The sequence below is a fragment of the Kitasatospora sp. NPDC058032 genome (assembly GCF_042885845.1).
Classification (GTDB): Bacteria; Actinomycetota; Actinomycetes; order Streptomycetales; family Streptomycetaceae; genus Kitasatospora.
The window spans coordinates 79,918-101,871 of the sequence record NZ_JBHVRK010000024.1; the positions used below are offsets into that span (position 1 = coordinate 79,918).

20 protein-coding genes and 3 tRNA genes are annotated in these 21,954 nt (G+C 74.1%); 9 read left to right on the top strand and 14 right to left on the bottom strand.

All coding sequences use genetic code 11. The features are described from left to right. Positions 1–80: 80 nt before the first annotated feature. Complete coding sequence (locus tag ACFVUH_RS29925; RefSeq protein ID WP_387916457.1) at positions 81–1,514, bottom strand: FGGY family carbohydrate kinase; 1,434 nt, start codon at positions 1,512–1,514, stop codon at positions 81–83. A gap of 190 nt (positions 1,515–1,704) precedes the next feature. After that, positions 1,705–1,998: a hypothetical protein gene (locus tag ACFVUH_RS29930; RefSeq protein WP_355372982.1), complete on the bottom strand. Its 294-nt coding sequence runs from the start codon at positions 1,996–1,998 to the stop codon at positions 1,705–1,707. Positions 1,999–2,246: 248 nt separating this feature from the next. On the opposite strand from ACFVUH_RS29930, the gene ACFVUH_RS29935 reads away from it, so the two are divergent. Next, positions 2,247–2,319, top strand: a tRNA-Asn gene (locus ACFVUH_RS29935). 59 nt (positions 2,320–2,378) lie between these two features. Then, a tRNA-Asn gene (locus tag ACFVUH_RS29940) sits at positions 2,379–2,451 on the top strand. A gap of 125 nt (positions 2,452–2,576) precedes the next feature. Here ACFVUH_RS29940 and ACFVUH_RS29945 read toward each other — a convergent pair. Next, on the bottom strand, positions 2,577–3,368 hold the full coding sequence (locus ACFVUH_RS29945) for a trypsin-like serine peptidase (RefSeq protein WP_387916458.1): 792 nt from the start codon (positions 3,366–3,368) through the stop codon (positions 2,577–2,579). 189 nt (positions 3,369–3,557) lie between these two features. Here ACFVUH_RS29945 and ACFVUH_RS29950 point away from each other — a divergent pair. Both ACFVUH_RS29950 and ACFVUH_RS29955 read left to right on the top strand, forming a co-directional pair. After that, positions 3,558–3,631: transfer RNA gene (locus ACFVUH_RS29950), tRNA-Ile, on the top strand. A gap of 187 nt (positions 3,632–3,818) precedes the next feature. After that, the gene (locus ACFVUH_RS29955) at positions 3,819–4,742 is read left to right on the top strand and encodes a 1-aminocyclopropane-1-carboxylate deaminase/D-cysteine desulfhydrase (RefSeq protein WP_387916460.1); all 924 of its coding nucleotides are present in this window, start codon (positions 3,819–3,821) and stop codon (positions 4,740–4,742) included. Between the two features lie 20 nt (positions 4,743–4,762). On the opposite strand, the gene ACFVUH_RS29960 is transcribed toward ACFVUH_RS29955, so the two are convergent. Both ACFVUH_RS29960 and ACFVUH_RS29965 read right to left on the bottom strand, forming a co-directional pair. Next, a complete protein-coding gene (locus tag ACFVUH_RS29960) occupies positions 4,763–6,289 on the bottom strand; it encodes an LCP family protein (protein ID WP_387916461.1) in 1,527 nt (508 codons plus the stop codon). A 150-nt stretch (positions 6,290–6,439) separates the two neighbouring features. Beyond that, positions 6,440–6,904, bottom strand: a complete 465-nt coding sequence (locus tag ACFVUH_RS29965) for a MarR family transcriptional regulator (RefSeq protein WP_355372972.1) — start codon at positions 6,902–6,904, stop codon at positions 6,440–6,442. Between the two features lie 90 nt (positions 6,905–6,994). On the opposite strand from ACFVUH_RS29965, the gene ACFVUH_RS29970 reads away from it, so the two are divergent. After that, entirely contained in the window at positions 6,995–8,035 is a 1,041-nt protein-coding gene (locus tag ACFVUH_RS29970; protein ID WP_387916462.1) for an NADP-dependent oxidoreductase, read from the top strand. 356 nt (positions 8,036–8,391) lie between these two features. Beyond that, positions 8,392–8,886, top strand: a complete 495-nt coding sequence (locus tag ACFVUH_RS29975) for a DUF3145 domain-containing protein (RefSeq protein WP_350566458.1) — start codon at positions 8,392–8,394, stop codon at positions 8,884–8,886. Positions 8,887–8,975: 89 nt separating this feature from the next. On the opposite strand, the gene fabF is transcribed toward ACFVUH_RS29975, so the two are convergent. From fabF to ACFVUH_RS30000, 5 genes are all read right to left on the bottom strand, one after another. Continuing rightward, complete coding sequence (gene fabF / locus ACFVUH_RS29980) at positions 8,976–10,241, bottom strand: beta-ketoacyl-ACP synthase II (protein ID WP_355372967.1); 1,266 nt, start codon at positions 10,239–10,241, stop codon at positions 8,976–8,978. Between the two features lie 150 nt (positions 10,242–10,391). Next, complete coding sequence (locus ACFVUH_RS29985) at positions 10,392–10,634, bottom strand: acyl carrier protein (RefSeq protein ID WP_344325330.1); 243 nt, start codon at positions 10,632–10,634, stop codon at positions 10,392–10,394. An 80-nt stretch (positions 10,635–10,714) separates the two neighbouring features. Next, positions 10,715–11,749, bottom strand: coding sequence for a beta-ketoacyl-ACP synthase III (locus tag ACFVUH_RS29990; RefSeq protein WP_355372964.1), 1,035 nt, complete (start codon positions 11,747–11,749; stop codon positions 10,715–10,717). After that, on the bottom strand, positions 11,746–12,696 hold the full coding sequence (locus ACFVUH_RS29995; RefSeq protein ID WP_387916463.1) for an ACP S-malonyltransferase: 951 nt from the start codon (positions 12,694–12,696) through the stop codon (positions 11,746–11,748). Before ACFVUH_RS29995 ends, ACFVUH_RS29990 begins: the two co-directional genes overlap by 4 nt. Positions 12,697–12,786: 90 nt before the next feature. Further along, on the bottom strand, positions 12,787–13,983 hold the full coding sequence (locus ACFVUH_RS30000; RefSeq protein WP_355373067.1) for a helix-turn-helix domain-containing protein: 1,197 nt from the start codon (positions 13,981–13,983) through the stop codon (positions 12,787–12,789). Positions 13,984–14,202: 219 nt separating this feature from the next. On the opposite strand from ACFVUH_RS30000, the gene ACFVUH_RS30005 reads away from it, so the two are divergent. Then, positions 14,203–14,979: a pirin family protein gene (locus tag ACFVUH_RS30005; protein ID WP_387916464.1), complete on the top strand. Its 777-nt coding sequence runs from the start codon at positions 14,203–14,205 to the stop codon at positions 14,977–14,979. A 4-nt stretch (positions 14,980–14,983) separates the two neighbouring features. Here ACFVUH_RS30005 and ACFVUH_RS30010 read toward each other — a convergent pair whose 3' ends face one another. Continuing rightward, positions 14,984–15,811 carry a serine hydrolase domain-containing protein gene (locus tag ACFVUH_RS30010; protein WP_355372956.1) on the bottom strand — a complete coding sequence of 276 codons (828 nt, stop codon included), beginning with the start codon at positions 15,809–15,811 and terminating at the stop codon, positions 14,984–14,986. A 123-nt stretch (positions 15,812–15,934) separates the two neighbouring features. Here ACFVUH_RS30010 and ACFVUH_RS30015 point away from each other — a divergent pair, with 123 nt between their 5' ends. Beyond that, positions 15,935–16,396 carry a MerR family transcriptional regulator gene (locus tag ACFVUH_RS30015; protein WP_355372953.1) on the top strand — a complete coding sequence of 154 codons (462 nt, stop codon included), beginning with the start codon at positions 15,935–15,937 and terminating at the stop codon, positions 16,394–16,396. On the opposite strand, the gene ACFVUH_RS30020 is transcribed toward ACFVUH_RS30015, so the two are convergent. Further along, on the bottom strand, positions 16,393–16,992 hold the full coding sequence (locus ACFVUH_RS30020; RefSeq protein ID WP_387916465.1) for a TIGR03086 family metal-binding protein: 600 nt from the start codon (positions 16,990–16,992) through the stop codon (positions 16,393–16,395). The genes ACFVUH_RS30015 and ACFVUH_RS30020 overlap by 4 nt on opposite strands. A 101-nt stretch (positions 16,993–17,093) precedes the next feature. On the opposite strand from ACFVUH_RS30020, the gene ACFVUH_RS30025 reads away from it, so the two are divergent. Continuing rightward, positions 17,094–18,071: a helix-turn-helix transcriptional regulator gene (locus ACFVUH_RS30025; protein ID WP_387916466.1), complete on the top strand. Its 978-nt coding sequence runs from the start codon at positions 17,094–17,096 to the stop codon at positions 18,069–18,071. Positions 18,072–18,125: 54 nt separating this feature from the next. Here the strand turns inward: ACFVUH_RS30025 and ACFVUH_RS30030 are convergent, their stop codons facing one another. Continuing rightward, positions 18,126–19,337 carry an alpha/beta hydrolase gene (locus ACFVUH_RS30030; RefSeq protein ID WP_387916468.1) on the bottom strand — a complete coding sequence of 404 codons (1,212 nt, stop codon included), beginning with the start codon at positions 19,335–19,337 and terminating at the stop codon, positions 18,126–18,128. A 239-nt stretch (positions 19,338–19,576) separates the two neighbouring features. After that, positions 19,577–21,940, bottom strand: a complete 2,364-nt coding sequence (locus ACFVUH_RS30035; RefSeq protein ID WP_387916470.1) for a Dyp-type peroxidase — start codon at positions 21,938–21,940, stop codon at positions 19,577–19,579. Positions 21,941–21,954 lie beyond the last annotated feature (14 nt).

The window sequence follows — 21,954 nt, forward strand, 5'->3', positions numbered from 1 at the left end:
ACGCATCTTCACCGCTCGGGCCGTCCGTACACGCTCCGTGCACCCCCGCGTGCCCGGGCGGGGTGCCCCGGCCGGCCGTCTCAGCCGGCCGTCTCCGGGTGGACCTGCTCGCGGGCGGCCCGGTACTGCTGGCGGACCGCCGACCCGACCGGCAGGTCGTGCTCGGCGTCCGGGGTCACGGTGACGGCCTCCGGCAGGTCCCACCGCGGCGGCTCGGGCGTGCCGGCCAGTGCCCAGGCCGCCTGCCGGGCCGCGCCGCGGGCCGCGTGCGCTCCGGGCGGCGGGACGACCACCGGGACGCCGAACAACTGCGGGGCGACGTGCCGCACCGCCGCCAGCCGCCCGGCGGCGCCCAGCAGGAACACCCGCTTCACCTCGACGCCGCGGGCGCGCAGCACGTCCAGCGCGTCCGCGCTGTTGCAGAGCATGCCCTCGACGGCGGCCCGGGCCAGGTGCTGAGGGGTCATCGACTCGGCCCGCATCCCGGTCAGCGTGCCGGCCGCGTGCGGCAGCGCGGGCGTCCGCTCGCCGTCCAGGTAGGGGAGCAGCACCAGCCCGTAGGCGCCGGGGGACGACTGCAGGGCGAGGTCGCTGAGGCCCTCCAGGTCGCGGCCGAGCAGGGCGGCGGTGGAGCGCAGTACCTGGGCGGCGTTCAGGGTGGCGACCATCGGCAGGTGGCGCCCGGTGGCGTCGGCGAAGGAGGAGACCAGGCCGGTGGCGTCCACCACGGCCTGCTCGTGGACCGCGAAGATCGTCCCGGAGCTGCCGAGCGAGACCACCGCGTCGCCGGGGCCGAGGCCGAGGCCGAGCGCGGCGGCCATGTTGTCGCCGGTGCCGGCCGAGATGAGCAGTCCCTCGGGGGTGTGGCCGGCGGGTTCGGCGGGCCCGAGCACGTCCGGCAGCTTCAGCTCGTGGCCGAGTGCCAGCTCGACCAGGTCCTGCCGGTACTCGCCGGTGATCGGGGACCAGTAGCCGGTGCCGGAGGCGTCGCCGCGGTCGGTGGTGCGGCGCTTGGGGTGGCCGAGCAGCTGCCAGACCAACCAGTCGTGCGGCAGCAGCACCTCGGCGATCCGCCGGGCGCCGGCGGGCTCGAACTCGGCGAGCCAGCGCAGCTTGGCGACGGTGTACGCGGGGCTGGGGACGGCGCCGATCGCGGCCGTCCAGGCCGCCGGGCCGCCCAGTTCGTCCAGCAGGGCGGCCGCGGCGCCGCTGGAGCGCGGGTCGTTCCACAGGATCGCCGGGCGGACCTGCACACCGCCGGCGTCCAGGCCGATCATGCCGTGCTGCTGCGCGCTGACGCCGATCGCCCGGACGCTCTCCAGCAGGCCGCCGGCCGCCGCGTCGCCGAGCGAGTGCAGCCAGAGCTGCGGGTCGGTCTCGCCGGGCCGGGTGTCGGGGTCCTCGGGCGCGGGGTGCGGTGCCTTGCCGGAACGCAGGACGGCCCCGGTGGCGGAGTCGCACGCGACGATCCGGGTGCGACCGGTCGAGCTGTCTATCCCCGCGACGATGGCCATAGTCGAGATCATGCCTCAGCGGGCGTCCGGGCGCGGCCCGCCCGGGCAAGTGTTGCCCGTTCGGTACCGCGCCCGGGAGCCCGCCTCCGGCCGGCCGTCACCGCCCGGTCACCCGCCCGTCACGGACGGGTGTCGGACGGGTGTCAGGCGGTGCCGCGGGCCGGTCCGGGACGTCGGTCGGGGACGCCGGTCAGGGGCGGTAGGTGCCCCAGCTGTCGTCCTCGCTCCTGGCCCGGTTGAAGTACGGCACCCGGTCGGTGACCGAGTCGGGCAGCCGGTCGCCGACCTTGCCGGCGACGGCGCCGGCGGCCTTCCCGGCGACCGCGCCGGCCTGCTGCCGGGCCTTGCCGGCGGCACCCTGGACCTTCGGGTTCTGGGTGACCTGCCGGGTCATCCTGGCGATCTGCTCGTACCGCTGGCGCCCCGCCCGCGTGCCCAGGACGTAGCCCGTCGCGAGTCCGACACCGAACGACAGCTTCCACATGGTCGGATTCCACCCTCTCCTGGCGGCCATTGCCGCATTGCCCTACCCGTCTGCCGGGACGGTGAACCGTCGGCGACCCCAAGCATCCACGGATGGTGCCTCGGGCGCGCGGGGAACGCGCCGGGCGGGGCGTCCGGCCGGGGGCCGGGGAAAGCGATTGGCGGACCACCCCCCCGAGTGCGCTAATGTATGTCCCGCAGCGAGCGCCGAGGGGCCCGGGAGACCGGGAGCCGGAGCGCGAAGCTCGATCCCCCATAGCTCAATTGGCAGAGCAGCCGACTGTTAATCGGCAGGTTATTGGTTCGAGTCCAATTGGGGGAGCGCGGTGGATGCCCATCTGGTGCTGAAGCCATACGTGGTACGGGAGTTGTGTGCCGCGATCCCGCATAGCTCAATTGGCAGAGCAGCCGGCTGTTAACCGGCAGGTTTTTGGTTCGAGTCCAAATGCGGGAGCTGCGCCGGGTCCGCCCGGTGACTGCTCAGAGCGAAGGCCCCTCGGTAGACCGGGGGGCCTTCGTGTTGCTCCGGGCGGTCCGGCCGGTGTGAGCCGCCTCACGTCGGTGCTGGACGTCGGCGCCTCACGCCACCGCCTGCTGGAAGAGCTCGGTGACCCGCTCGTCGAAGGTGACGCTGTACGAGGTGCCCGGCGTCTCGCCGCCCTCCTGGTAGCCGCCGATCACCCCGATCACCCGGCCGTTGGTGGTGAGCCAGGGGCTGCCGCTGGTGCCGTCGGTGTAGCCGGCGCAGTCGAACCGCTCCTGGGTGGGGCTCTGCGAGGCGGTCAGGCCCGAGCAGGTGATCGGCTCGTCGCGCTCGTTGGGGTAGCCGGTGACCGAGACCGCCAGGCCGAAGCCCTGGTCGGTGCCGAGCGGGTTGCCGCCGACCGCGTCCTCGACCTGCCGGCCGCCCAGCGGGCCCACGGTGACGAACGCCACGTCGTAGTCGGGGTCGGCGCCGGCGGACCAGCGGGGATCGACGGTGACCGACCTCACCGGCCAACTCCCGTACGGTGAGTATCCGTTGCGGTAGCCGGGGGTGAACACCAGGCCGTCCAGCAGACCGATCCGGTGGTTCTGCACGCAGTGCGCGGCGGTCACCAGCAGATTGCGCCGCGGACTCTGCACCACGCTCGCCGTGCACGCCCGGGGCCCCTGCGGGGTGTGCACCGACAGCGTGCCGACCCGGTCCCAGGCCGGGTTCTGCGGGGCCACCTCCGCCGTCCGTCCGCCGCCCTTGCCCCCGCCGCACGCGATCGCGGCGGCCAGCAGCAGGGCCGCCACCACGACCGTCCTCGCGGCGTGCGCGGTGCGGACCGGGCGGGAGGGCATCCGGGGCTCCGTCTCCTCCTCGGGGCGGACGCGACCGTCCACGCTTCTCCGCCGTTCGGGACCAAGATCTACCAGTCCGGCGCGGCCGGCGCCACCGTCGTCCGCCCGCCCGCGCACCCGTGCGCGCCCCCGGCGCGCACCACGGGTGATCGACCGGCTATGCTGCCCGGGACGGCCTTCCGGGGCCGTCTGCTGCTGCCGCGACCGGCCTGCCGTCGCGTGCCGCGAACCGGGGCGGTAGCTCAGCCGGTTAGAGCAGGGGACTCATAATCCCTTGGTCGTGGGTTCGAGTCCCACCCGCCCCACCCTCCGTACCCGCGCGAGCGGCCCCCTGGCTGGGAAAACCCTAGGGGATCGGGCCTGCTGCCACGTGGCGACGCGCCAGAATTCACCCGGACGATGAGGCCTCGGGCCCGCGTCGGCACCCCGTCAACCACGGCCGGACCCCGGCCGGACGGCGGGCCGGTGCGGGCGGCTCCGTATCCTGGCCGGGTGCTCCAGGCTCCGTGTGTACCGACCCCGCTGGTCCCGTGTGTTGACGAGGTGTTCGAGCGGGCCGGGGTGGGGCTGCGGCTGAAGCGGGACGATCTGGTGCATCCGCTGGTGCCGGGGAACAAGTGGCGCAAGCTGGGGCCCAATCTGGAGTCGGCGGTGCGCGAGGGGCACCGGCGGCTGGTGACCTTCGGCGGGGCGTACTCGACGCATCTGCGGGCGGTGGCGCTGGCGGCGGGGGCGCTGGGGCTGTCGAGCGTGGGGCTGGTGCGGGGCGAGGAGCTGGCGGGGGCGCCGCGGAACTGGTCGTTGCGGGCCGCCGAGGAGGCCGGGATGGAGCTGGTGTTCCTGTCCCGGGCCGAGTACCGGGAGGTGGCCGGGCGGGTCGCCGGGGGCGGCGGCGGGGAGGCGGAGCTGCGGCGGCGCTTCGGGCCGTGCCTGGTGCTGCCCGAGGGCGGGTCCAACGCGCTCGCCGCGCGCGGTGCGCGGGCGGTGGTGGCGGAGCTGCTGGAGTCGGGCGGGCTCGGGGAGCGCGACGTGGTCTGCTGCCCGGTCGGCACCGGCGGCACGCTGGCCGGGATCGCGGCGGGCCTGCCGCCCGGGGCGCGGGCGCTGGGCGTGGCGGTGCTGCGCGGCGGCGAGGGCTACCTGGAGGGCGAGGTGACGCGGCTGCACCGGGAGGCGTACGGGCGGGAGTTCGACGGCTGGCGGATCGACCACGGGCACCACGGCGGCGGGTACGGGCGGGTGCCGGCCGCGCTGGAGGAGTTCGCGGCCGGCTTCGAGCGGCGGCACGGCATCGCGCTGGAGCGCCGCTACGTGGCGAAGGCGCTGGCGGCCCTGTACGACCTCACCGCGGCCGGCGCCTTCCCGCCCGGCACCCGGCTCACCGCCGTCGTCACCGGACTGCCCGACCCGGTCTGAGCCGGGCAGCCCGCGTCGGCTCAGCCGAAGGTGAGGTTGGCGCAGGGGTCGGTGTCGGCGGAGCGGCTGTTCTCGGCTATGGCGCTGGGGACGGTGGTCGGCAGCGGGCCGGTGGCGGCGGCCGCGACGCCGGACGGGACGCCGGGCGTGGGCGCGCCGGTGGCGGCCGGGTGGTAGTCGCGGCCGAGGGTGACGGTGATGCCCTCCGAGCCCGGCTCCTCGGTCATCCGGGAGCCCGGGAAGAGCGCGGCGAGCTGCTCGGCGACGGCCTTGAACGGCGGGTCGTAGGCGATCTCGGTGCGCAGCCGCCCGCCGGTGGTCTGGCCGAGCGCGACGTTCTGGTAGCCCTGGGCGCGGATCGCCGCGGAGCCGTGGCCGGCCAGTCCGTCGGTGCCGACGCCGTTGACCACGGTGACCGGGGTGGCGAGCTGCTCGGCGGTGAGCGGGGTGGCGGTCGGCGAGGGCGAGGGGGCGGACTCGGCGGGGGCGGTGGGGGTGGCGCTCGCGGCGTCGGCGACCTCGCCGGTGGCCTGGCCGTCCAGGGTGCGGTCCTCGCGCAGCAGCCGCCACAGGGTGTCCACGTCGGGGTGGACGAGGTCGACCCGGCCGTTCTGCACGGTGGAGAACCGCCAGGGGGCGGTGACGAAGGTGATGTCGGAGAGGTTGATCTGCTGCAGCGACTGGGCGAAGTCGACCAGCTTCATCGCGGTGCCCAGGCCCTCGTCGACGGTGAGCGAGCGGGTCGCGGCGTCGGCCAGCGGGAGCAGGGTGGGCAGGGAGAAGCCCTGGGACTGGACCTTGCGGATCATCGAGGAGAGGAAGGCCTGCTGGCGCTTCATCCGCCCTATGTCGGAGTTGTCGCCGAAGCCGTAGCGGGCGCGCAGGTAGTCGACGGCCGGCGGGCCGGACAGCTTCTGCGGGCCCTTCTTGAGCTTGATGTTGTGCGAGTTGACGTCGTTGGGCACGCAGACGTCCACGCCGTTGATGGCCTCGGTCATCGCGGCGACGCCCTTGAAGTCGACCACGATGGTGTGGTCGATGCGCAGGCCGGTGAGCGCCTCGACGGTGTTCTGGGTGCAGGCCGGGTTGCCCTTCTCGGCCTCGCCGACGGTGAAGGCCTCGTTGAACATCTGGCTGGTCCGCGGCTTGGTCCAGTCGCCGCTGGGCAGCCGGCAGGAGGGGATGGTCACCAGGGCGTCGCGGGGTATGGAGACGCCGACGGCGTGCTTGCGGTCGGCGTAGACGTGCAGCAGGATCGCGGTGTCGGAGTGGCCGACGCCCACGTCGCCGCCGCCGAGGTCGGCGTTGCCGTCGTTGCGGGTGTCCGAGCCGAGCAGCAGGACGTTGACCGGCACCGAGGCGCCCCGCGCGGTCGGTGTCGGTGCCGGCGGCCGCTCGGTGGCGACGCCGCCGGCGTCGAAGGTGGTGATGTTGGTGTCGAGCCGGTGGTAGAACCAGGCCCCGGCACCGACCACGGACAGCACCAGCACGGCGGCGAGTCCTATGACGGTCCGTATGACACGCCGACGGCGCGAGCTGCTGCTCATCCTTCCCGTCCCCCCGTCTTCCGCTCAGTTTCCCCACCCGTACCGCGTGGCCGCGGGCGGGTGCCGGTCATCCGAACGTTAGACGTTTCGGGGGAGTGTTCGGTTACCTCCGATCGGCGGCCAATTCGGGGGCCGGTGCTGTGATGCTTCTCACGCCCCCGGCCCGGCGGCGCCGGCGAGCATCCGCCGGAGCAGGTCGCGCAGCTGCGTGCGCTCCTCCGGTCCGAGCGCGGCCAGCGGCTCGCGGGCGAAGTTCAGCGACTCGCGCAGCTCCGTGGAGGCGGTGCTGCCGGTGTCGGTGGCGGCGACCAGCTTGACCCGGCGGTCCTGCCGGTCGGGCTGGCGGGTGACGAAGCCGCGGGTCTCCAGCCGGTCGACGATGCCGGTGATGTTGGAGGGCTCGCAGCTGAGCGTCTGGGCGATCTGGCGCATGGGCATGGGGCCGCGCCGCAGCAGGGCGAGCACCTTGGCCTGCGCTCCGGTGAGCGAGCGGGCGGCGGCGGCCTCCTCGTACTCGCGGTGGAAGAGCGCGACCAGGTTGGCCATGAGATCGACGACCTCGCGGGTGATCTCGTCGGCCTGCGGCGGCGTGTCCCGGTTCTGCTGGGCGTTCATGGCCACCAGTCTATCTGAACATTTGACCACGTGAACTTTTCATGCCCATCGCTACTTCACCTACTCAACCTTTTATCTGGGGAGATCACCATGGCCGCCGAGCCGACCGCGCCGGAAGCCCCCGCCACCGCTCGTGAGTGGCACCTCGCCGCCCGTCCGCAGGGCTGGCCCGCCCCGGCCGACTTCGCCCTCGTCGAGGCGCCGGTCCGCCCCCCGGGCCCGGGCGAGGTGCTGGTCCGCAACACCCACCTGTCGGTCGACCCGTACATGCGCGGCCGGATGAACGACGTGAAGTCCTACATCCCGCCGTTCCGGCTCGGCGCGGTGATGGACGGCGGCGCCGTCGGGTACGTGGTCGCCTCCGGCGCCGAGGGCTTCGCCCCGGGCGACGCGGTGCTGCACGGGCTGGGCTGGCGCGAGTACGCCACCGTCCCGGCCTCGCGCGCGGTCAAGGTGCCGTCGATCGAGGGCGTGCCGCTCTCCGCCTACCTCGGCGTGCTCGGCATGCCCGGCCTGACCGCGTACGCGGGCCTGCTGGCGGTCGGCGCGCTCAAGGAGGGCGACCGGGTGTTCGTCTCCGGTGCGGCCGGCGCGGTCGGCTCGATCGTCGGTCAGATCGCCCGGCTCAAGGGCGCCTCGCTGGTGGTCGGCTCGGCCGGCTCGGCGGAGAAGGTCGCCCGGCTGACCGGGGAGTACGGCTTCGACGCCGCCTTCAACTACAAGGACGGCCCGGTCGGCGAGCAGCTCGCCAAGGTCGCCCCGGAAGGCATCGACCTCTACTTCGACAACGTCGGCGGCGAGCACCTGGAGGCCGCGATCAGCGCGCTGGGCGTGCACGGCCGGGCCGTGCTGTGCGGCGCCATCGCCCAGTACAACGACACCTCCGCGGCGCCCGCCCCGCGCAACCTGGCCCAGATCATCGGCAAGCGGCTGCGTCTGGAGGGCCTGCTGGTCGGCGACCACGACGCGCTGAAGCCGCAGTTCCTCGCCGAGGTCGGCGGCTGGCTGAAGGACGGGAAGCTGCGCTTCGAGGAGACCGTGGTGGACGGCTTCGAGAACGTTCCGCAGGCCTTCCTGGACATGCTGCGCGGCGCCAACACCGGCAAGATGGTGGTCCGCCTGGACGGCTGACGTCCCATCGGCGCCGCTCCGCCCCGCACCCGGTCCGCCCGGTGCGGGGCGGTTCGCGTACCCGGCGGAGAGGCTCGGGCCGCACTACCGCATTCCGGCCGGATCCGAAAGTGCGTCATCCCCGCTGCGGGGCCGCGCGGTACGGTGGTCCCGCCCGGCGATGGGGCCGTTCGGGGGAGAGATCCGACCGGGGGGTGGACCTCGTTGCGGTTTCGACTAGCATTGAGCGAAAGCCTGTCCGTTTTGCTCAATTTAGTGGCTTAATGTCAGCCGACGTGGGTAACTGCGGATCAACTACGGGCACGAACACGAGGCAGCTGGGGAAGGCGACCCTCGTCCACAGCCTGGAGGTCCCGGTGACGACACGTGGAGTCCTGTACATCCACTCCGCGCCCCGCGCGCTGTGCCCGCACGTCGAGTGGGCCGTCGCGGGGGTGCTCGGCGTGCGGGTGAGCCTGGACTGGATCCGCCAGCCGGCCGCGCCCGGGCACTGGCGTGCCGAGCTGTCCTGGCAGGGCGAGCCCGGTACCGCCTCGAAGCTCGCCTCCGCGCTGCGCGGCTGGCAGCTGATGCGCTACGAGGTCACCAGCGAGCCCTGCGCCGCGGCCGAGGGCGAGCGGTACAGCAGCACCCCCGGCCTCGGCATCTTCCACGCCGTCACCGGCATCCACGGGGACATCCTGATCCCCGAGGACCGGCTGCGGGCCGTCCTGCTGCGCGCCCGCAGCGAGGGGGCGGACCTGGAGGCGGAGATCGCCATGCTGCTGGGCAAGCCCTGGGACGACGAGCTGGAGCCCTTCCGGTACGCCGGCGAGGGCGCCCCGGTGCGCTGGCTGCACCAGGTGGTCTGACCGGACGGACGAACGGGAGAGGGGGCCGGCGCTCGCGATGAGCGCCGGCCCCCTCTCCGTCGTACGGGACCCGGAAGCCGGGACCGGGGTCAGCGGGTGCGGAAGGCCAGCACCACGTTGTGGCCGCCGAAGCCGAACGAGTTGTTCAGCGCGGCGATCCGGCCCTCGGGCAGCTTGCGGGCCTCGTCGCGGACGATGTCCGCGTCCACGTCGTCGTCCAGCTCCTCGACGTTGATGGTCGGCGGGGCGAGGCGGTGGTACAGCGCCTGCACGGTGGCGACCGTCTCGATGCCGCCGGCGCCGCCCAGCAGGTGACCGGTCATCGACTTGGTGGCCGAGATGGCGATGTGGTCGAGGTCCTCGCCCAGCTCCTTGCGCAGCGCCTTCAGCTCGGCGGTGTCACCCTGCGGGGTCGAGGTGGCGTGCGCGTTGACGTGCACGATCTCGGCCTTGTCCAGCTGGTTGCGGTCGAACAGGTCGGCCAGCGCGCGGGCCACACCGGCGCCGGTCGGCTCCGGCTGGGCGATGTGGTGGGCGTCCGAGGACAGGCCCTGGCCCACCGCCTCGCAGTAGATCCGGGCGCCGCGGGCCTCGGCGTGCTCCACCGACTCCAGCACGACCACGCCGGCGCCCTCGCCCAGCACGAAGCCGTCCCGGCCCTTGTCGTACGGGCGGGAGGCGCGCTCGGGCTCGTCGTTGTTCTTGGACATCGCCATCATGTTGGCGAACGCGGCGATCGGCAGCGGGTGGACCGCCGCCTCGGTGCCGCCCGCCACCACGACGTCGGCGCGGCCGCTGCGGATCATCTCGATCGCGTAGCCGATCGCCTCGGCGCCGGAGGCGCAGGCGGAGACGGGGGTGTGCACACCCGCGCGGGCGCCGACCTCCAGGCCGACGTTGGCCGCCGGGGAGTTGGGCATCAGCATCGGGACGGTGTGCGGGGAGACCTTGCGGGCGCCCTTCTCCTTCAGCACGTCGTACTGGTCGAGCAGGGTGGTCACGCCGCCGATGCCGGAGGCGATCACGGCGCCCAGGCGCTCCGGGGCGAGCTTGGACGACTCGTCGGTGGCCGGGGTCTCGAAGCCGGCGTCGGCCCAGGCCTCACGGGCGGCGATCAGCGCGAACTGGGCCGAGCGGTCCAGCTTGCGGGCGAGCGGACGGGGCAGGATCTCGCCCGGCTCGACGGCGGTGCGCGCCGCGATCCGCACGGGAAGCTCGGCGGCCCACTCCTCGGTCAGGGCAGCCACCCCGGAGCGCCCGGCGACCAGGTTCTCCCAGGTGGTGGCGGCGTCGCCGCCCAGCGGCGTGAAGGCGCCGATACCCGTGACGACCACGGTACGGTTCTCAACAGTCACTGGATCTTCTTCTCTCACGTTGTGCGGGGGTCGGCGGCGGCCGAAGGTGAGCCCGGCCGGGCGCCCGGTGGGGCGTCCCGGCCGGCGGGTCGGCCGACTCCCGGGAGCCGGCCGATGTCAGGCGTCGAACGCGTCGAGCGCGTCGACCGCTCAGGCGTGGCTGAGGATGTAGTCCACGGCGTCGCCGACGGTCTTCAGGTTCTTGACCTCGTCGTCCGGGATCTTGACGTCGAAGCGCTCCTCGGCGGCCACGACGACCTCGACCATGGACAGCGAGTCGACGTCCAGGTCGTCGGTGAAGGACTTGTCGAGCTCGACGTCCTCGGTCGGGATGCCGGCGATCTCGTTGACGATCTCGGCGAGACCTTCCAGAACCTCGTCCTTGGTAGCCATACTGGCTGCTCCTCTTCGGTGTTGAATGCGGCCGCCCGGCGGACGGACGCAGGTTTGCGGGTGGTATCGGGCGAAAACGCCTAGGGGAGCGTAACGACTGCGGCGGCGTACACGAGACCCGCCCCGAACCCGATGATCAGGGCGAGGTCGCCGCTGCGGGCCTCGCCGCTCTCCAGCATGCGCTCCATCGCCAGCGGGATGGACGCCGCCGAGGTGTTCCCGGTCTCCGTGATGTCACGGGCGACCGGCACCGTGGCGGGCAGCTTGAGGGCCTTGATCATGGCGTCGGTGATCCGCATGTTGGCCTGGTGCGGGATGAACGCGCCGAGCTGGTCGGCGGTGATCCCGGCGGCGTCCAGCGCCTGCTGCGCCACCTTCGCCATCTCCCAGACCGCCCAGCGGAAGACCGTCTGGCCCTCCATGCGCAGCGCGGGCCACTTGATCTCCTCGCCGGCGCCGTTGACGGCGTCCTCCTTGGCGAAGGCGGTGTCCCAGGCCTCGGTCTGCGAGATGACGTCCTTCTGCGAGCCGTCCGACCCCCAGATGACCCGGCCGATGCCGGGGGTGTCGGACGGGCCGACGATCGCCGCTCCGGCGCCGTCGCCGAAGATGAACGCGGTCGAGCGGTCCGAGGTGTCGGTCAGGTCGCTGAGCCGCTCCACGCCGATCACCAGCACGTACTCGGCGCTGCCGCCGCGGACCATGCCGTCGGCCAGGCTCAGGCCGTAGCCGAAGCCGGCGCAGGCGGCCGAGATGTCGAAGGCCGGGGCGGTGCCGCAGCCGAGCCGCTCGGCGATCTCGGTGGCGATCGCCGGGGTCTGCTTGAGGTGCGAGACGGTGGCGACGATCACACCGCCGATCCGCGCCGGGTCGATCCCGGCCTGGGCGATCGCCTTGCCGGCGGCCTGCACCGACATCTCGGCGACCGACTCCTCCGGCCCGGCCCAGCGGCGCTCGGCGATCCCGCTCCGGGTGCGGATCCACTCGTCCGAGGAGTCGATCCAGGTCAGCACCTCGGCGTTCGGGATCACCCGGACCGGGCGGTAGCCGCCCACGCCGTGGATGCGCGCGTACTGCGCACCGGTCACCGGTGTGATCTGGGGGGTGTCGCTCATGCCTGCTGCTCCTGCTCCTGCCCACCGTGCTCCGCGACGAGCTCGCGGGCCTTGTCCAGGTCGGCGGGGGTCTTGAGGGCAAGCGTCGCCACGCCCTTGAGGTTGCGCTTGACCAGTCCGGTGAGGGTGCCCGCCGGGGCGAGCTCGATGACGGCGGTCGCGCCGAGCCGCTGAAGGGTCTCCATGCAGAGGTCCCAGCGGACCGGGTTGGAGACCTGCGACACCAGCCGGCTCAGCACCTCGGCGCCGGAGGCGACGACCTCGCCGTCCTGGTTGGAGACGTAGGCGACCTTGGGGTCGGCGACCGGCAGGGTCGGGGCCAGCTTGGCCAGCCGCTCGACACCGGGAGCCATGTGGGAGGTGTGGAACGCGCCCGCGACCTTCAGCGCGATCAGCCGGGCGCCGGCCGGCGGGTCCGCGCGCAGCGCGTCCAGCTGCGGCAGGGTGCCGGCCGCGACGATCTGGCCGCCGCCGTTGTTGTTGGCCGGGGCCAGGCCGTGCTCGGCGAGCTTCGCGGCGACGACCTCCGGGTCGCCGCCGAGCACGGCGGCCATGCCGGTCTCGGTGGCGGCGGCGGCCTCGGCCATGGCGAGGCTGCGCTCGCGCACGAAGGTGAGCGCGTCGCGTGCGCTGAGCACGCCGGCACCGGCCGCGGCGGTGATCTCGCCGACGCTGTGGCCGGCGACGGCGCCGACCAGCGCACGGGCCGCGTCCTCGTCCGGGAACAGCGCACGTGCGGTCACCAGGCCGGCCGCCACCAGCAGCGGCTGGGCGACGGCGGTGTCCTTGATCTCCTCGGCGTCCGCCTCCGTTCCCGCACGCACAAGGTCGAGCCCGGCGACCTCCGACCAGCCCTGCAGGCGGTCGGCGACACCGTCGAGCTCCAGCCAAGGGCTGAGGAAACCGGGGGTCTGGGCACCCTGTCCAGGGGCGACGATTACGAGCACGGTTCAACCCTCTCTCGCCAGGCGCCCGGGGGCGGGTAGGCGACGGTAACGAAGAAAAGCATCCGGGATTGTAAGGTCCCTACAGCGTGGTCAGCTTGACTCTCCGGCGGCGGTGAGCCGGCCCAGCGCCAGTGCGATACGCAGGGTGAACGCCGAACGTACGTCGGAAGGCGCGTAGCCCGTGACGTCGGTCACACGTCGGAGCCGGTAGCGCACCGTGTTGGGGTGGACGAAGAGCATCCGGGCGGCACCCTCCAACGAGGAGGCCTGCTCCAGGTAGACGCTCAGGGTCTCCAGGAGTGCCGAGCCCGCCTCGTCCAGCGGTGTGTAGATCTCCTCCACCAGCTGCTGCCGGGCCGCCTGGTCGCCGGCCAGCGCCCGCTCCGGCAGCAGGTCGTCGGCCAGCACCGGCCGCGGCGCGTCCGGCCAGGCCGCGCAGGCCCGCAGGCCGGCCGCGGCGGCGTGCGCCGAGCGGGTCGCCGAGAGCAGGTCCGGCACGGTCGGGCCGACCACCACCGGGCCCGGCGCGAACTGGCCGATCAGCGCCCGGGCCGCGTGCACCGGCTCCTTCTCGCCGCCCACCACGACCACCAGGCGCTTGCCCAGCACCCCGGTCAGCACGTGCAGCTTGGCGTACCGGGCGGCCCGGCGGATCGCCTCGACCACCAGCTCGCTGTCACCGTCCGGAGCCGAGCCCATCACCACCCGGACCTGGCTCGGCTGGCCCCAGCCGAGCGCGGCGGCCCGGGACAGCACGCCCTCGTCGGCGTCGCCGGAGAGCAGCGAGTTGACCACCAGCGCCTCCAGCCGGGCGTCCCAGGCGCCCCGGGCCTCGGCGGCCTGGGCGTACACCTGGGCGGTGGCGAAGGCGATCTCACGGGCGTAGACCAGCACCGACTCGCGCATGTCGGCCTCGTCGCCGGGGGCGGCCACCTCCTCGATGGCCTCCTCCATCACCTCGATGGTGGTGCGGATCAGCTCGACGGTCTGGCGCAGGGTGATCGCCCGGGTCAGCTCGCGCGGCGCGGTGCCGAAAACATCGGTGGAGATCGCCTGCGGGGCGTCCGGCCTGCGGTACCACTCGGTGAACGCGGCGATGCCGGCCTGGGCGACCAGGCCGATCCAGGAGCGGTGCTCCGGCGGCATCCGCCGGTACCAGCCGAGCTGGTCGTCCATCCGGGCGATGGCGGCCGAGGCGAGCTTGCCGGAGGACTTCTCCAGCCGCTTGAGGGTCGCCGCCCGGCGCTCGGCGCGCTCGGCGGCGAGTCGGCGCTCCTGCGCGGTCAGGCGCGGCGCCGCCCGTCCGGGCCGGTCTCTCCCGGCGCCCGGGGTCGGGCTCTTCCCGTTCTTGTCGGGATTGGCGGTCGGATCGCTCTTGGAGTTCGCGGAAGCGGCTGGCACAGGGACAAGACTGCCTCACCGGAGTGACTGCTCGTGCACAGGGCCCGGTGGACGGGCCGGGTGGTGACGGTCACACCCGTCCCGGCTGCCACTACGGTGGGTCCCGTGACCGATGCCCCCGCCCGCCCCCGCGCCGATCTGCGCCGTACCGCCGAGCGCTACCGCTCGACGCCCGCCGAGGGCGTCGAGACCCGGCACGCGTTCTCCTTCTCCGGGCACTACGACCCGAAGAACACCCACTTCGGCGCGCTGCTCGCGTGCAACGAGGAACTCCTCGCCCCCGGCGCCGGGTTCGACGAGCACCGGCACCGGGACACCGAGATCCTCACCTGGGTACTGGAGGGCTCGCTCGCCCACCGGGATTCCCAGGGGCACGGCGGGGTGGTGCGCCCCGGCATGGTCCAGCACCTGAGCGCCGGCTCCGGCGTCACCCACACCGAGCGCAACGTCGGCGGCGCCGACGGCCCGGTCCGCTTCGTCCAGATGTGGCTCCAGCCCGACGTCTTCGACGCGCCCCCCGCGTACGGGCTGCGCGGGGTGGAGCGTGCCGCCGACGGGTTGACGCTGCTCGCCTCCGGGCTGGAACGGGACGCCGGAACCCGGGCGCTGCGGCTGCGGCGCGGCGACGCCGCGCTGTGGCTGGTGACCGCCGGGCCGTGGCAGCCGCTGCCCGAGCTGCCGGCCGCCGCCTACCGCTACGCGCACCTGACGGCCGGCTCGCTCGGCTACCGGACGGTGCCCGGGCCGCAGGGCGGGGGCCGCTCGATGGTCCCCGGTGACAGCGTGCGGATCACCGGGGACGCCTTCGCGGCGCCGACGGCCGGCGAGAGCGGCGCGGAGCTGCTCCTGTGGGAGATGCACTCGCCGGTCTCGTACGGCTGATGTCCTAGAGCTCGGCGAGGACGGCGTCGCTGAGGGCCGGCCAGGCCTCGGCGGCCCACGGGCCGAAGTCCCGGTCGGTGAGCGCGACGCAGGCCGCGCCGGCCTGCGGGTCCACCCAGAGGAAGGTGCCGGACTGGCCGAAGTGGCCGAAGGTGGCCGGGGAGTTGGCGGTGCCGGTCCAGTGCGGCGCCTTGCCGTCGCGGATCTCGAAGCCGAGGCCCCAGTCGTTCGGCCGGCGGTGGCCGAAGCCGGGCAGCACCCCGCTGGTGCCCGGGAAGGCGACCTCGCGGGTGGCGGCGCGCAGGGTGCCCGGGTCGAGCAGCTTGGGCGCCTGGAGCTCGGCGGCGAACCGGGTGAGGTCGGCGAGGGTGGACAGGCCGCCGGCGCCGGCGGGGGAGCGGTGCGCGGTGTTGATCAGGGTGGCGTGCATGCCGAGCGGCTGGAACACGGCCTCGGCGGCGTACCGGCCGAACTCGATGCCGGCGGCCCGCTCCAGGGTCTGCGCGAGCACGTCGAAGCCGGCGTTGGAGTAGAGCCGGCGGTTGCCGGGCGCGGCCATCACCTTGTGCTCGTCGAAGGCCAGGCCCGAGGTGTGGGCCAGCAGGTGCCGCACGGTCGAGCCCTCCGGCCCGGCCGGGTCGTCCAGTTCGAAGACGCCCTCCTCGACCGCGACCAGCACGGCGTACGAGGTGAGCAGCTTGGTCACCGACGCCAGCGGGAACAGGTGGTCCTGCGGCCCGTGCGCGCCCAGCACCGCGCCGTCCGCGCCCCGTACGACGGCCGCCGCCGCGTGCGGCACCGGCCAGGTCTCGATCTTCCGCAAGCTCTCCATGGGGCCCGACTCTAACCGGGCCGGCGGGCCCGGCGGGATGGCAGGCTTGACGGTGGCGCGCTTGCTTCGAGTGCGCTCCAAGGCGCTGGTTTCGTCGTCACGTTCATCACCGGGGGACCGACCATGACCGAACTCGCATCGTTCGAGACCGAACTGCGTTCCTGCTGGGAGGTGTTCCGGGATCCGGCCGGCACGCCCGACCGGAGGCCGCGGCACACCATCGGCGAGGTGTCGGAGGCCAGCGGGCTGACCGCGCACACCCTGCGCTGGTACGAGCGGATCGGCCTGCTCGATCCGGTGGACCGCTCGGCCTCGGGCCAGCGCCGGTACAGCGACGGCGACCTGCACCGGCTGGCCTTCCTGGGGCGGCTGCGGCTGACCGGGATGCCGGTGGCCGACATGCTGCGGTACGTGGAGCTGGCCCGGCAGGGCGAGCGGACCTCCGCGGACCGCCGCGACCTGCTGCTCGCCCACCGGGAGGCGGTGCGGCAGCAGATCGCGGACCTGCACGCGACGCTGGCCGTGCTCGACCACAAGATCGACGTGTACACCGGGCGGCTGGAGCGGTGCGCGTCGAGCCACTAGTTCCCGGCCGGGAGCCCTCGGACCGCGCGGCCGGAGTGGGCGGCGAGCCGGGTGTACACGTCGGCGTCGTCCGGGGCGGGCTGGACGGGGGCGAACGGGACGCCGCCGCCGCGCCGTTCGGCCGGCAGCGCGACCCGGGCGATCGCCAGCGCCGTCTCGCCCAGCCGCTCGTCCAGCGGGCGGTCGGTGCCGAGCGCGCGCGCGATGTCCCAGGAGTGGATGACGGTCTCCAGGAGGTAGCCGCCCACCGCGTCGCGGCCGCTCACCTCGCCCCAGGGCACCGAGGTCGGGCGGTCCAGCTTGGCGTCCTCCGCCCAGGCGGCGGTCACCCGGGCGCGGGCCCGGCCGAGGGCGGCCGGCCAGCCGTCGTCGGGAACCCCGCCGGTCGCGGCGGCGACGTCCAGGGAGAGCCCGCCCTCGCCGGTGTAGGCGAACCGGTGGATCCCGCCGACCACGTGGCCGAGCAGGGCCCGCAGGTCGTACTCGGCGCACGGGGTGGGCCGGTCCAGGTCCTCCGGTCCGACCTCGGCGAGCAGCTTCTCCAGCTGGTCGAGGGCGAGCAGGTACAGCGGGCGCGGGTCCTGGGTGGTGTCCATGAGGTGTCTCGGCTCCAAGGTGCGGAAGGGTTTTCCTGTCGGCAGGCAATCTCCCGGTAAAACCTGACAACCATCGTCATGATTCTTGGGATCCTCGTGCCATGAAGGCCGACCGCCTGCTCTCGATCCTGCTGCTGCTCCAGACCCGCGGCCGGGTGCCCGCCACCGAACTGGCCGAACGGCTGGAGGTGTCGGTCCGCACCATCTACCGCGACGTCGAGGCGCTCTCGGCGGCCGGCGTGCCCGTCTACACCGAACGCGGCCGGCACGGCGGCATCAGTCTGCTGCCCGGCTACCGCACCGACGTCAGCGGTCTGACGGCCGACGAGGCGCGGGCCCTGTTCGTGCTCTCCGCCCAGGGCGCGCACAGTGACCTCGGGCTGGACGGCGCGCTCGGCTCGGCGCTGCGCAAGGTGATGGCCGCGCTGCCCGCCCCGCACCGGCCGGGCGCCGAGCGGATCAGCGAGCGGGTCCTGGTCGACCCGGCGCGCTGGCTGCAGGCCGGTGCGCCGCCGGGACCGGATCTGGGCGAGCTGCAGTACGCGGTGTTCGCCGACCGGCGGCTGCGGCTGCGCTACCGGCACAGCGGCACGCCCGCGCCGATGGAGTACACCGTGGATCCGTACGGCCTGGTCAGCAAGGCCGCGGTCTGGTACCTGGTGGCCGATCTGCACGGTGAGCCGCGGCTGTTCCGGGCCGACCGGGTGCTGTACGCGGAGACCGCGGAGGAGCCGGTGCGCCGACGGCCCGGGGTGGGACTGGGCGACGTCTGGACGGTGCTGCGCGAGCAGGTGGAGCGGCTGCCCAAGGAACTGCTGGTGAAGGTGCGGGTGCGGCGCGGGCGGCTGGACATGTTCGTCCGGATCCACGGCGCCCGGCTGGCCGCCCCGCCGCCGGAGAGCGGGGGCGGGGCGCCCGAGGACTGGGTCGAACTCGCGCTCGGTTTCCAGTCGTTGCTGGCCGTCCGGGCGCTGCTCGCGTTCGGCGCGGACGCCGAGGTGCTCTCCCCGCCGGCCGCGCGCCGGGAGATGGGCCGCACCGCCGCCGAGGCCCTGCGGCTCTACGGGGACCCGCGCTAGCGTCCGGCGCCGGGCCGTCCGGCGCCGGGCCCTCCGGTGTCAGGCCCTCCGGTGTCAGGCCTCCGGGGCGGGCCGGACCACGTCCCCGTAGGTGCCGAGGGCGACGGCCGCGAAGTTGTGCAGGCTGTCGGTGCCGGTGGCGAAGTAACCGTTGTGGCCGGCGGAGCGGGCCGAGGAGATCCGCTCGGCGCCGAAGTCCAGCGAGGTCGGATCGGCGCCGTGGCCGAGCCCGCCGACCTCCAGGTACGGCACGTTGCCGATCCAGTCGGTCTCGTTGCGGGTGGCCCAGACGTGCACGCCCGCGCCCAGCTCCGAGGTGCTCTCCACGCCCATGCCGGGGGAGCCGAACACCACGAGGTCGGTGATCCCGCTGGTGTCGGCCGGCGAGGCGGCGGCCCGCGGGATGTCCGGTGCGGCGGTGCCGCAGACCACCGAGCCGTAGGAGTGGCAGAACAGCGCGGGCGGCGCCTGGGGCCGGGTGGTCTCCTTGAGCCCGGCGAGCAGCCGGCGCAGCCGGGGCGCGCCGACGTCGGCGAGCCGGGAGGTCACCGCGTCGGGGCCGAGGCCGGAGGGGGTGACGTAGCCGGTCCAGGCGACCACCGCGGTGCGGGTGCCGGGGGCCTGCCGCCGCTCCTCCTGGTACAGCGCCCGGGCCATTCCGGCGGGGGAGCGCAGCGGTTCGACGGCCTGGTCGAAGTGGCCGAGGTCGGCGTCGGAGCCGGGGACGAGCACCGCGACCCGGTCGGCGCTGCCGAGGTCGCCCCAGACCTCGGTGAGCAGCCCTCGGCCGCGCGGGTCGAAGGCGAGGATCTGCCGGCCGGGCGCGAGCAGGCTCTGCACGTCGTTGGCGCGGGAGACGGCGAGCGCGTGCTGCTCGGGGGTGAGGGCGCGGTCGGTGGAGCGGGCCCGGGCGTGGTCGCGCTCGGCGGCGAGCGCGATCCGGTTGGCCCGGTAGCGCACGGCGAGCGGGGCGCCGTCGAAGTTGCCGACGACCAGCGGGTAGGCCTCGACCAGCCGGTTCAGTTCGGCGGGGGAGAGCTGGGCGAAGAACTCGGCCGCGGCGGCCGGGGCGGTGGTGGCCGGGTCGGGCAGGTCGTGCCCGTAGGAGTGGTCCTCGACCCAGGCGGCGCTGCCGGCCGGCGGGGTGGAGATGGCCAACTGCTCGGTCGCGGCCGCGGCCTGGGCCGCCGCGGCGCCGGCGTCGGCGAGGACGGCGGCACCCGCGAAGGCGCCGATCAGGACGTGCTTCCACCGCCGACGGCGCATCGCCTCAACTCCCCGAGAGTCCCGTCACCGATCCCGGACGGGGCCCGGAGGGCGGTACGACTGCCAATTTCCCAGCGCAAGCCTAGGGGCCAGGAGGCGCGCTGGGCGCGGCTCAAACTGTGGGATGGATCACATGAACCGGGAGTGTCCGGGATGCGTCCTGATCGTTCGCGCGAGCACCGCCGCGCCCCCGCGGCCGGGTGGTCGCGGGGACGCGGACGGCGGGCCCGGTGCCCGGCTCAGAGCAGCGAGTTCCAGGCCGAGACCGAGCGCGAGCCGCCGACCAGGCGGTCCGGGTGGCCGCTGCCGTCGGCGACCGAGATCCGCCGGTAGCTGTCACCGTGGAACACCCAGTACTCGCTCCGGCCGCCGATCCGCTGGGCGTCGGGGACGGGCAGGAAGCAGTCCACCGCGGCGACGCCGTCCAGCGAACCCCACTGGGAGAGTTCGCGGTCGCCGCGCTCCAGCGTGTCGGGGTGCCCGGTGCCGTCGGCGACCGAGATCAGCCGGTAGCGCTGCCGGCCGCCGGTGGTGTGGAAGGCCCAGTACCAGCTCCGGCCGTTCACCCGCTGCTGGTCGGGTACGGCGAGGAAGCAGTCCACCCGCTCGACGCCGTTCAGCGAGGCCCAGGGGCCGAGGTCGCGGTCCGGGCGCTCCAGCGCGAAGGTGTATCCGCCGCCGGAGGTGATCGAGACCGCCCGGTACCGCTGACCGCCGCCGCTGCCGCTGTGGAACGCCCAGTACCAGCTCTTGCCGCCGGGGTTCTGCAGGTCGGGCATGGGCAGCAGGCAGTCGATCCGGCCGATCCCCTGGAAGGCCGGCCGGCTGCTCAGCGCGGTGTCGCCGTCGACCAGGCGGTCGGTGTGGGCGGTGCCGTCGGCCACCGAGATCTGCCGGTACCGGTCCCCGTGGTAGGCCCAGAACCGGCTCTGGCCGCCCTGCCGCCACTGGTCCGGGACGGCGAGGAAGTCGTCGCACGGGTAGGCGGGCCCGCCCGGGGCGGTGCTCTGGCCGCCCTGCTGGGCCTGGGTCTGGGTCTGGCTCTGCCCGCCGTTCTGCCCGCCGGCCTGGCCGCCCGTCGCGGTCCGGTCGGGGCCGACCAGCCGTCCGTCGGCGAGCCCCCGCAGGGTGCTGAGCGAGGGCATGAAGGCGTACACCGAGCCGGTGGTGCGGACGAACTGGGCGAAGCTCACCGGGGTGTGCTTGACGGTGCCGTCCGGCTCCTCGCTCTCGAAGTCGACGTCGTCGGCCGGCTGGGTGACCGGGTCCTTGCCGGGCTGCGGGGTGCGGCCGGGCGGGAAGTTCGGCTCGTCCATCCAGTCGGCCTGGATGAACTCGAACTGCCGGGCGATGTCGGCCTGGTAGCAGACGAACAGCAGGCCGCGCGGGTCGTCGGGCCCGCCCGGGCCCTCCGAGGCCGGGTCGAACGGTGCCCCGTACGGCGTGCCGCGGCGCATGATCCGGCGGCCGTCGAGCTCCTTGGCGTCGAGCGGCGGGTCGGTGGGGCCGGGTGCCTGGAGGCCGGCCCGCGGGCTGGTCTTGCGCAGGTGCGACCAGAGCGGGGTGACCAGGCCCTCCGGGTCGTCCCGGAAGTCGAAGTCGTTGTCCGCGGCGGCGACGGGGTCGTTGGGGACGTCGCGGTCCTTGAAGTGGCAGACCGGGGCGCCGGAGCGCCAGCGGCCGACCATCCGGGCCGCCAGCCACTCGGTGGTCGCGGCGTCCGGGACGGCCTTGGCGAGCCGGAGCTCCTTCAGCTTGACCGAGACCTGCGACCACCAGCCGGGGACGTCCTGGGCGAGCCGGCGCACCACCTGGAAGGAGCCGTCCGCCGTCCAGTCCGGGTACTGCTCCCTGGGAAAGCTCAGCGGGGCGTTCTCCTGGCCGCAGACGAACTCGCCGGCCGGGATGATCCGGGTGCCCGGGTGGCCCGCGACCTCGTCGGGCCGGCCCGGGTCGGGCGGGTCGAAGCCCCGGACGCCCGGCTCGCTGATGCCGTCCTTGAAGCCGAAGTGCTCCTTGCCGCGGCGGCTGCCGAGCAGGGTCTGCGCGTTCTGCTGGTAGACGATCAGCACCCGGGACTCGGCGGCGGCGATCCGCTGCTCCTCGATCGCCGTCCGCAGGTCCGGCTCGGTGTCCGCGGAGAGCTTCAGCACGGCGTGCACCGGCTGGCTCCTGCCGTTGCCGAACAGCCAGTTCGCCGGGGAGTTCTCACCGGTGTCGCCGAGCGCCCCGGCCCGCTTGGCCGAGCCCTCCTTGAACGCCTCGAGACCGGTGCCGACCGGCGGGGGCTGCGGGAACGGGTCGGTGTCGGAGAGCAGCCGCAGGCCCTCGTAGGTGAAGCTGACGCCGAGCCAGGTCGCCTTGAGGGTCTTGGGGTCGTCGCCGCCGGAGGTCCTGCGGGCCTCGCTGAAGGCCTCGTTGAACGCGGCGACCTCACGGGTGGTGGCGATCTGCGGGGTGAGCTGCCGCAGCCACTCGCGGGCCAGGGCCGCGTCCTCGAACTTCAGGAACAGGACGCTGACGTTGTCCTTCTTGAAACCGGCCAGGATGTCGCCCTGGATCTCCTCGCTGTCGCGGAGGAACAGATCCGTTGCCGTTGCCATGGGGGTGGGGGTTC

Excerpts from the sequence above, each read along its gene's own strand:
- ACFVUH_RS29925 (WP_387916457.1), bottom strand. The coding sequence starts at position 1,514 with ATGGCCATCGTCGCGGGGATAGACAGCTCGACCGGTCGCACCCGGATC.
- ACFVUH_RS29930 (WP_355372982.1), bottom strand. The coding sequence starts at position 1,998 with ATGTGGAAGCTGTCGTTCGGTGTCGGACTCGCGACGGGCTACGTCCTG.
- ACFVUH_RS29960 (WP_387916461.1), bottom strand. The coding sequence starts at position 6,289 with ATGAGCAGCAGCTCGCGCCGTCGGCGTGTCATACGGACCGTCATAGGA.
- ACFVUH_RS29965 (WP_355372972.1), bottom strand. The coding sequence starts at position 6,904 with ATGAACGCCCAGCAGAACCGGGACACGCCGCCGCAGGCCGACGAGATC.
- ACFVUH_RS29970 (WP_387916462.1), top strand. The coding sequence starts at position 6,995 with ATGGCCGCCGAGCCGACCGCGCCGGAAGCCCCCGCCACCGCTCGTGAG.
- ACFVUH_RS29985 (WP_344325330.1), bottom strand. The coding sequence starts at position 10,634 with ATGGCTACCAAGGACGAGGTTCTGGAAGGTCTCGCCGAGATCGTCAAC.
- ACFVUH_RS29990 (WP_355372964.1), bottom strand. The coding sequence starts at position 11,749 with ATGAGCGACACCCCCCAGATCACACCGGTGACCGGTGCGCAGTACGCG.
- ACFVUH_RS30010 (WP_355372956.1), bottom strand. The coding sequence starts at position 15,811 with ATGGAGAGCTTGCGGAAGATCGAGACCTGGCCGGTGCCGCACGCGGCG.
- ACFVUH_RS30015 (WP_355372953.1), top strand. The coding sequence starts at position 15,935 with ATGACCGAACTCGCATCGTTCGAGACCGAACTGCGTTCCTGCTGGGAG.
- ACFVUH_RS30020 (WP_387916465.1), bottom strand. The coding sequence starts at position 16,992 with ATGGACACCACCCAGGACCCGCGCCCGCTGTACCTGCTCGCCCTCGAC.
- ACFVUH_RS30025 (WP_387916466.1), top strand. The coding sequence starts at position 17,094 with ATGAAGGCCGACCGCCTGCTCTCGATCCTGCTGCTGCTCCAGACCCGC.
- ACFVUH_RS30030 (WP_387916468.1), bottom strand. The coding sequence starts at position 19,337 with ATGCGCCGTCGGCGGTGGAAGCACGTCCTGATCGGCGCCTTCGCGGGT.
- ACFVUH_RS30035 (WP_387916470.1), bottom strand. The coding sequence starts at position 21,940 with ATGGCAACGGCAACGGATCTGTTCCTCCGCGACAGCGAGGAGATCCAG.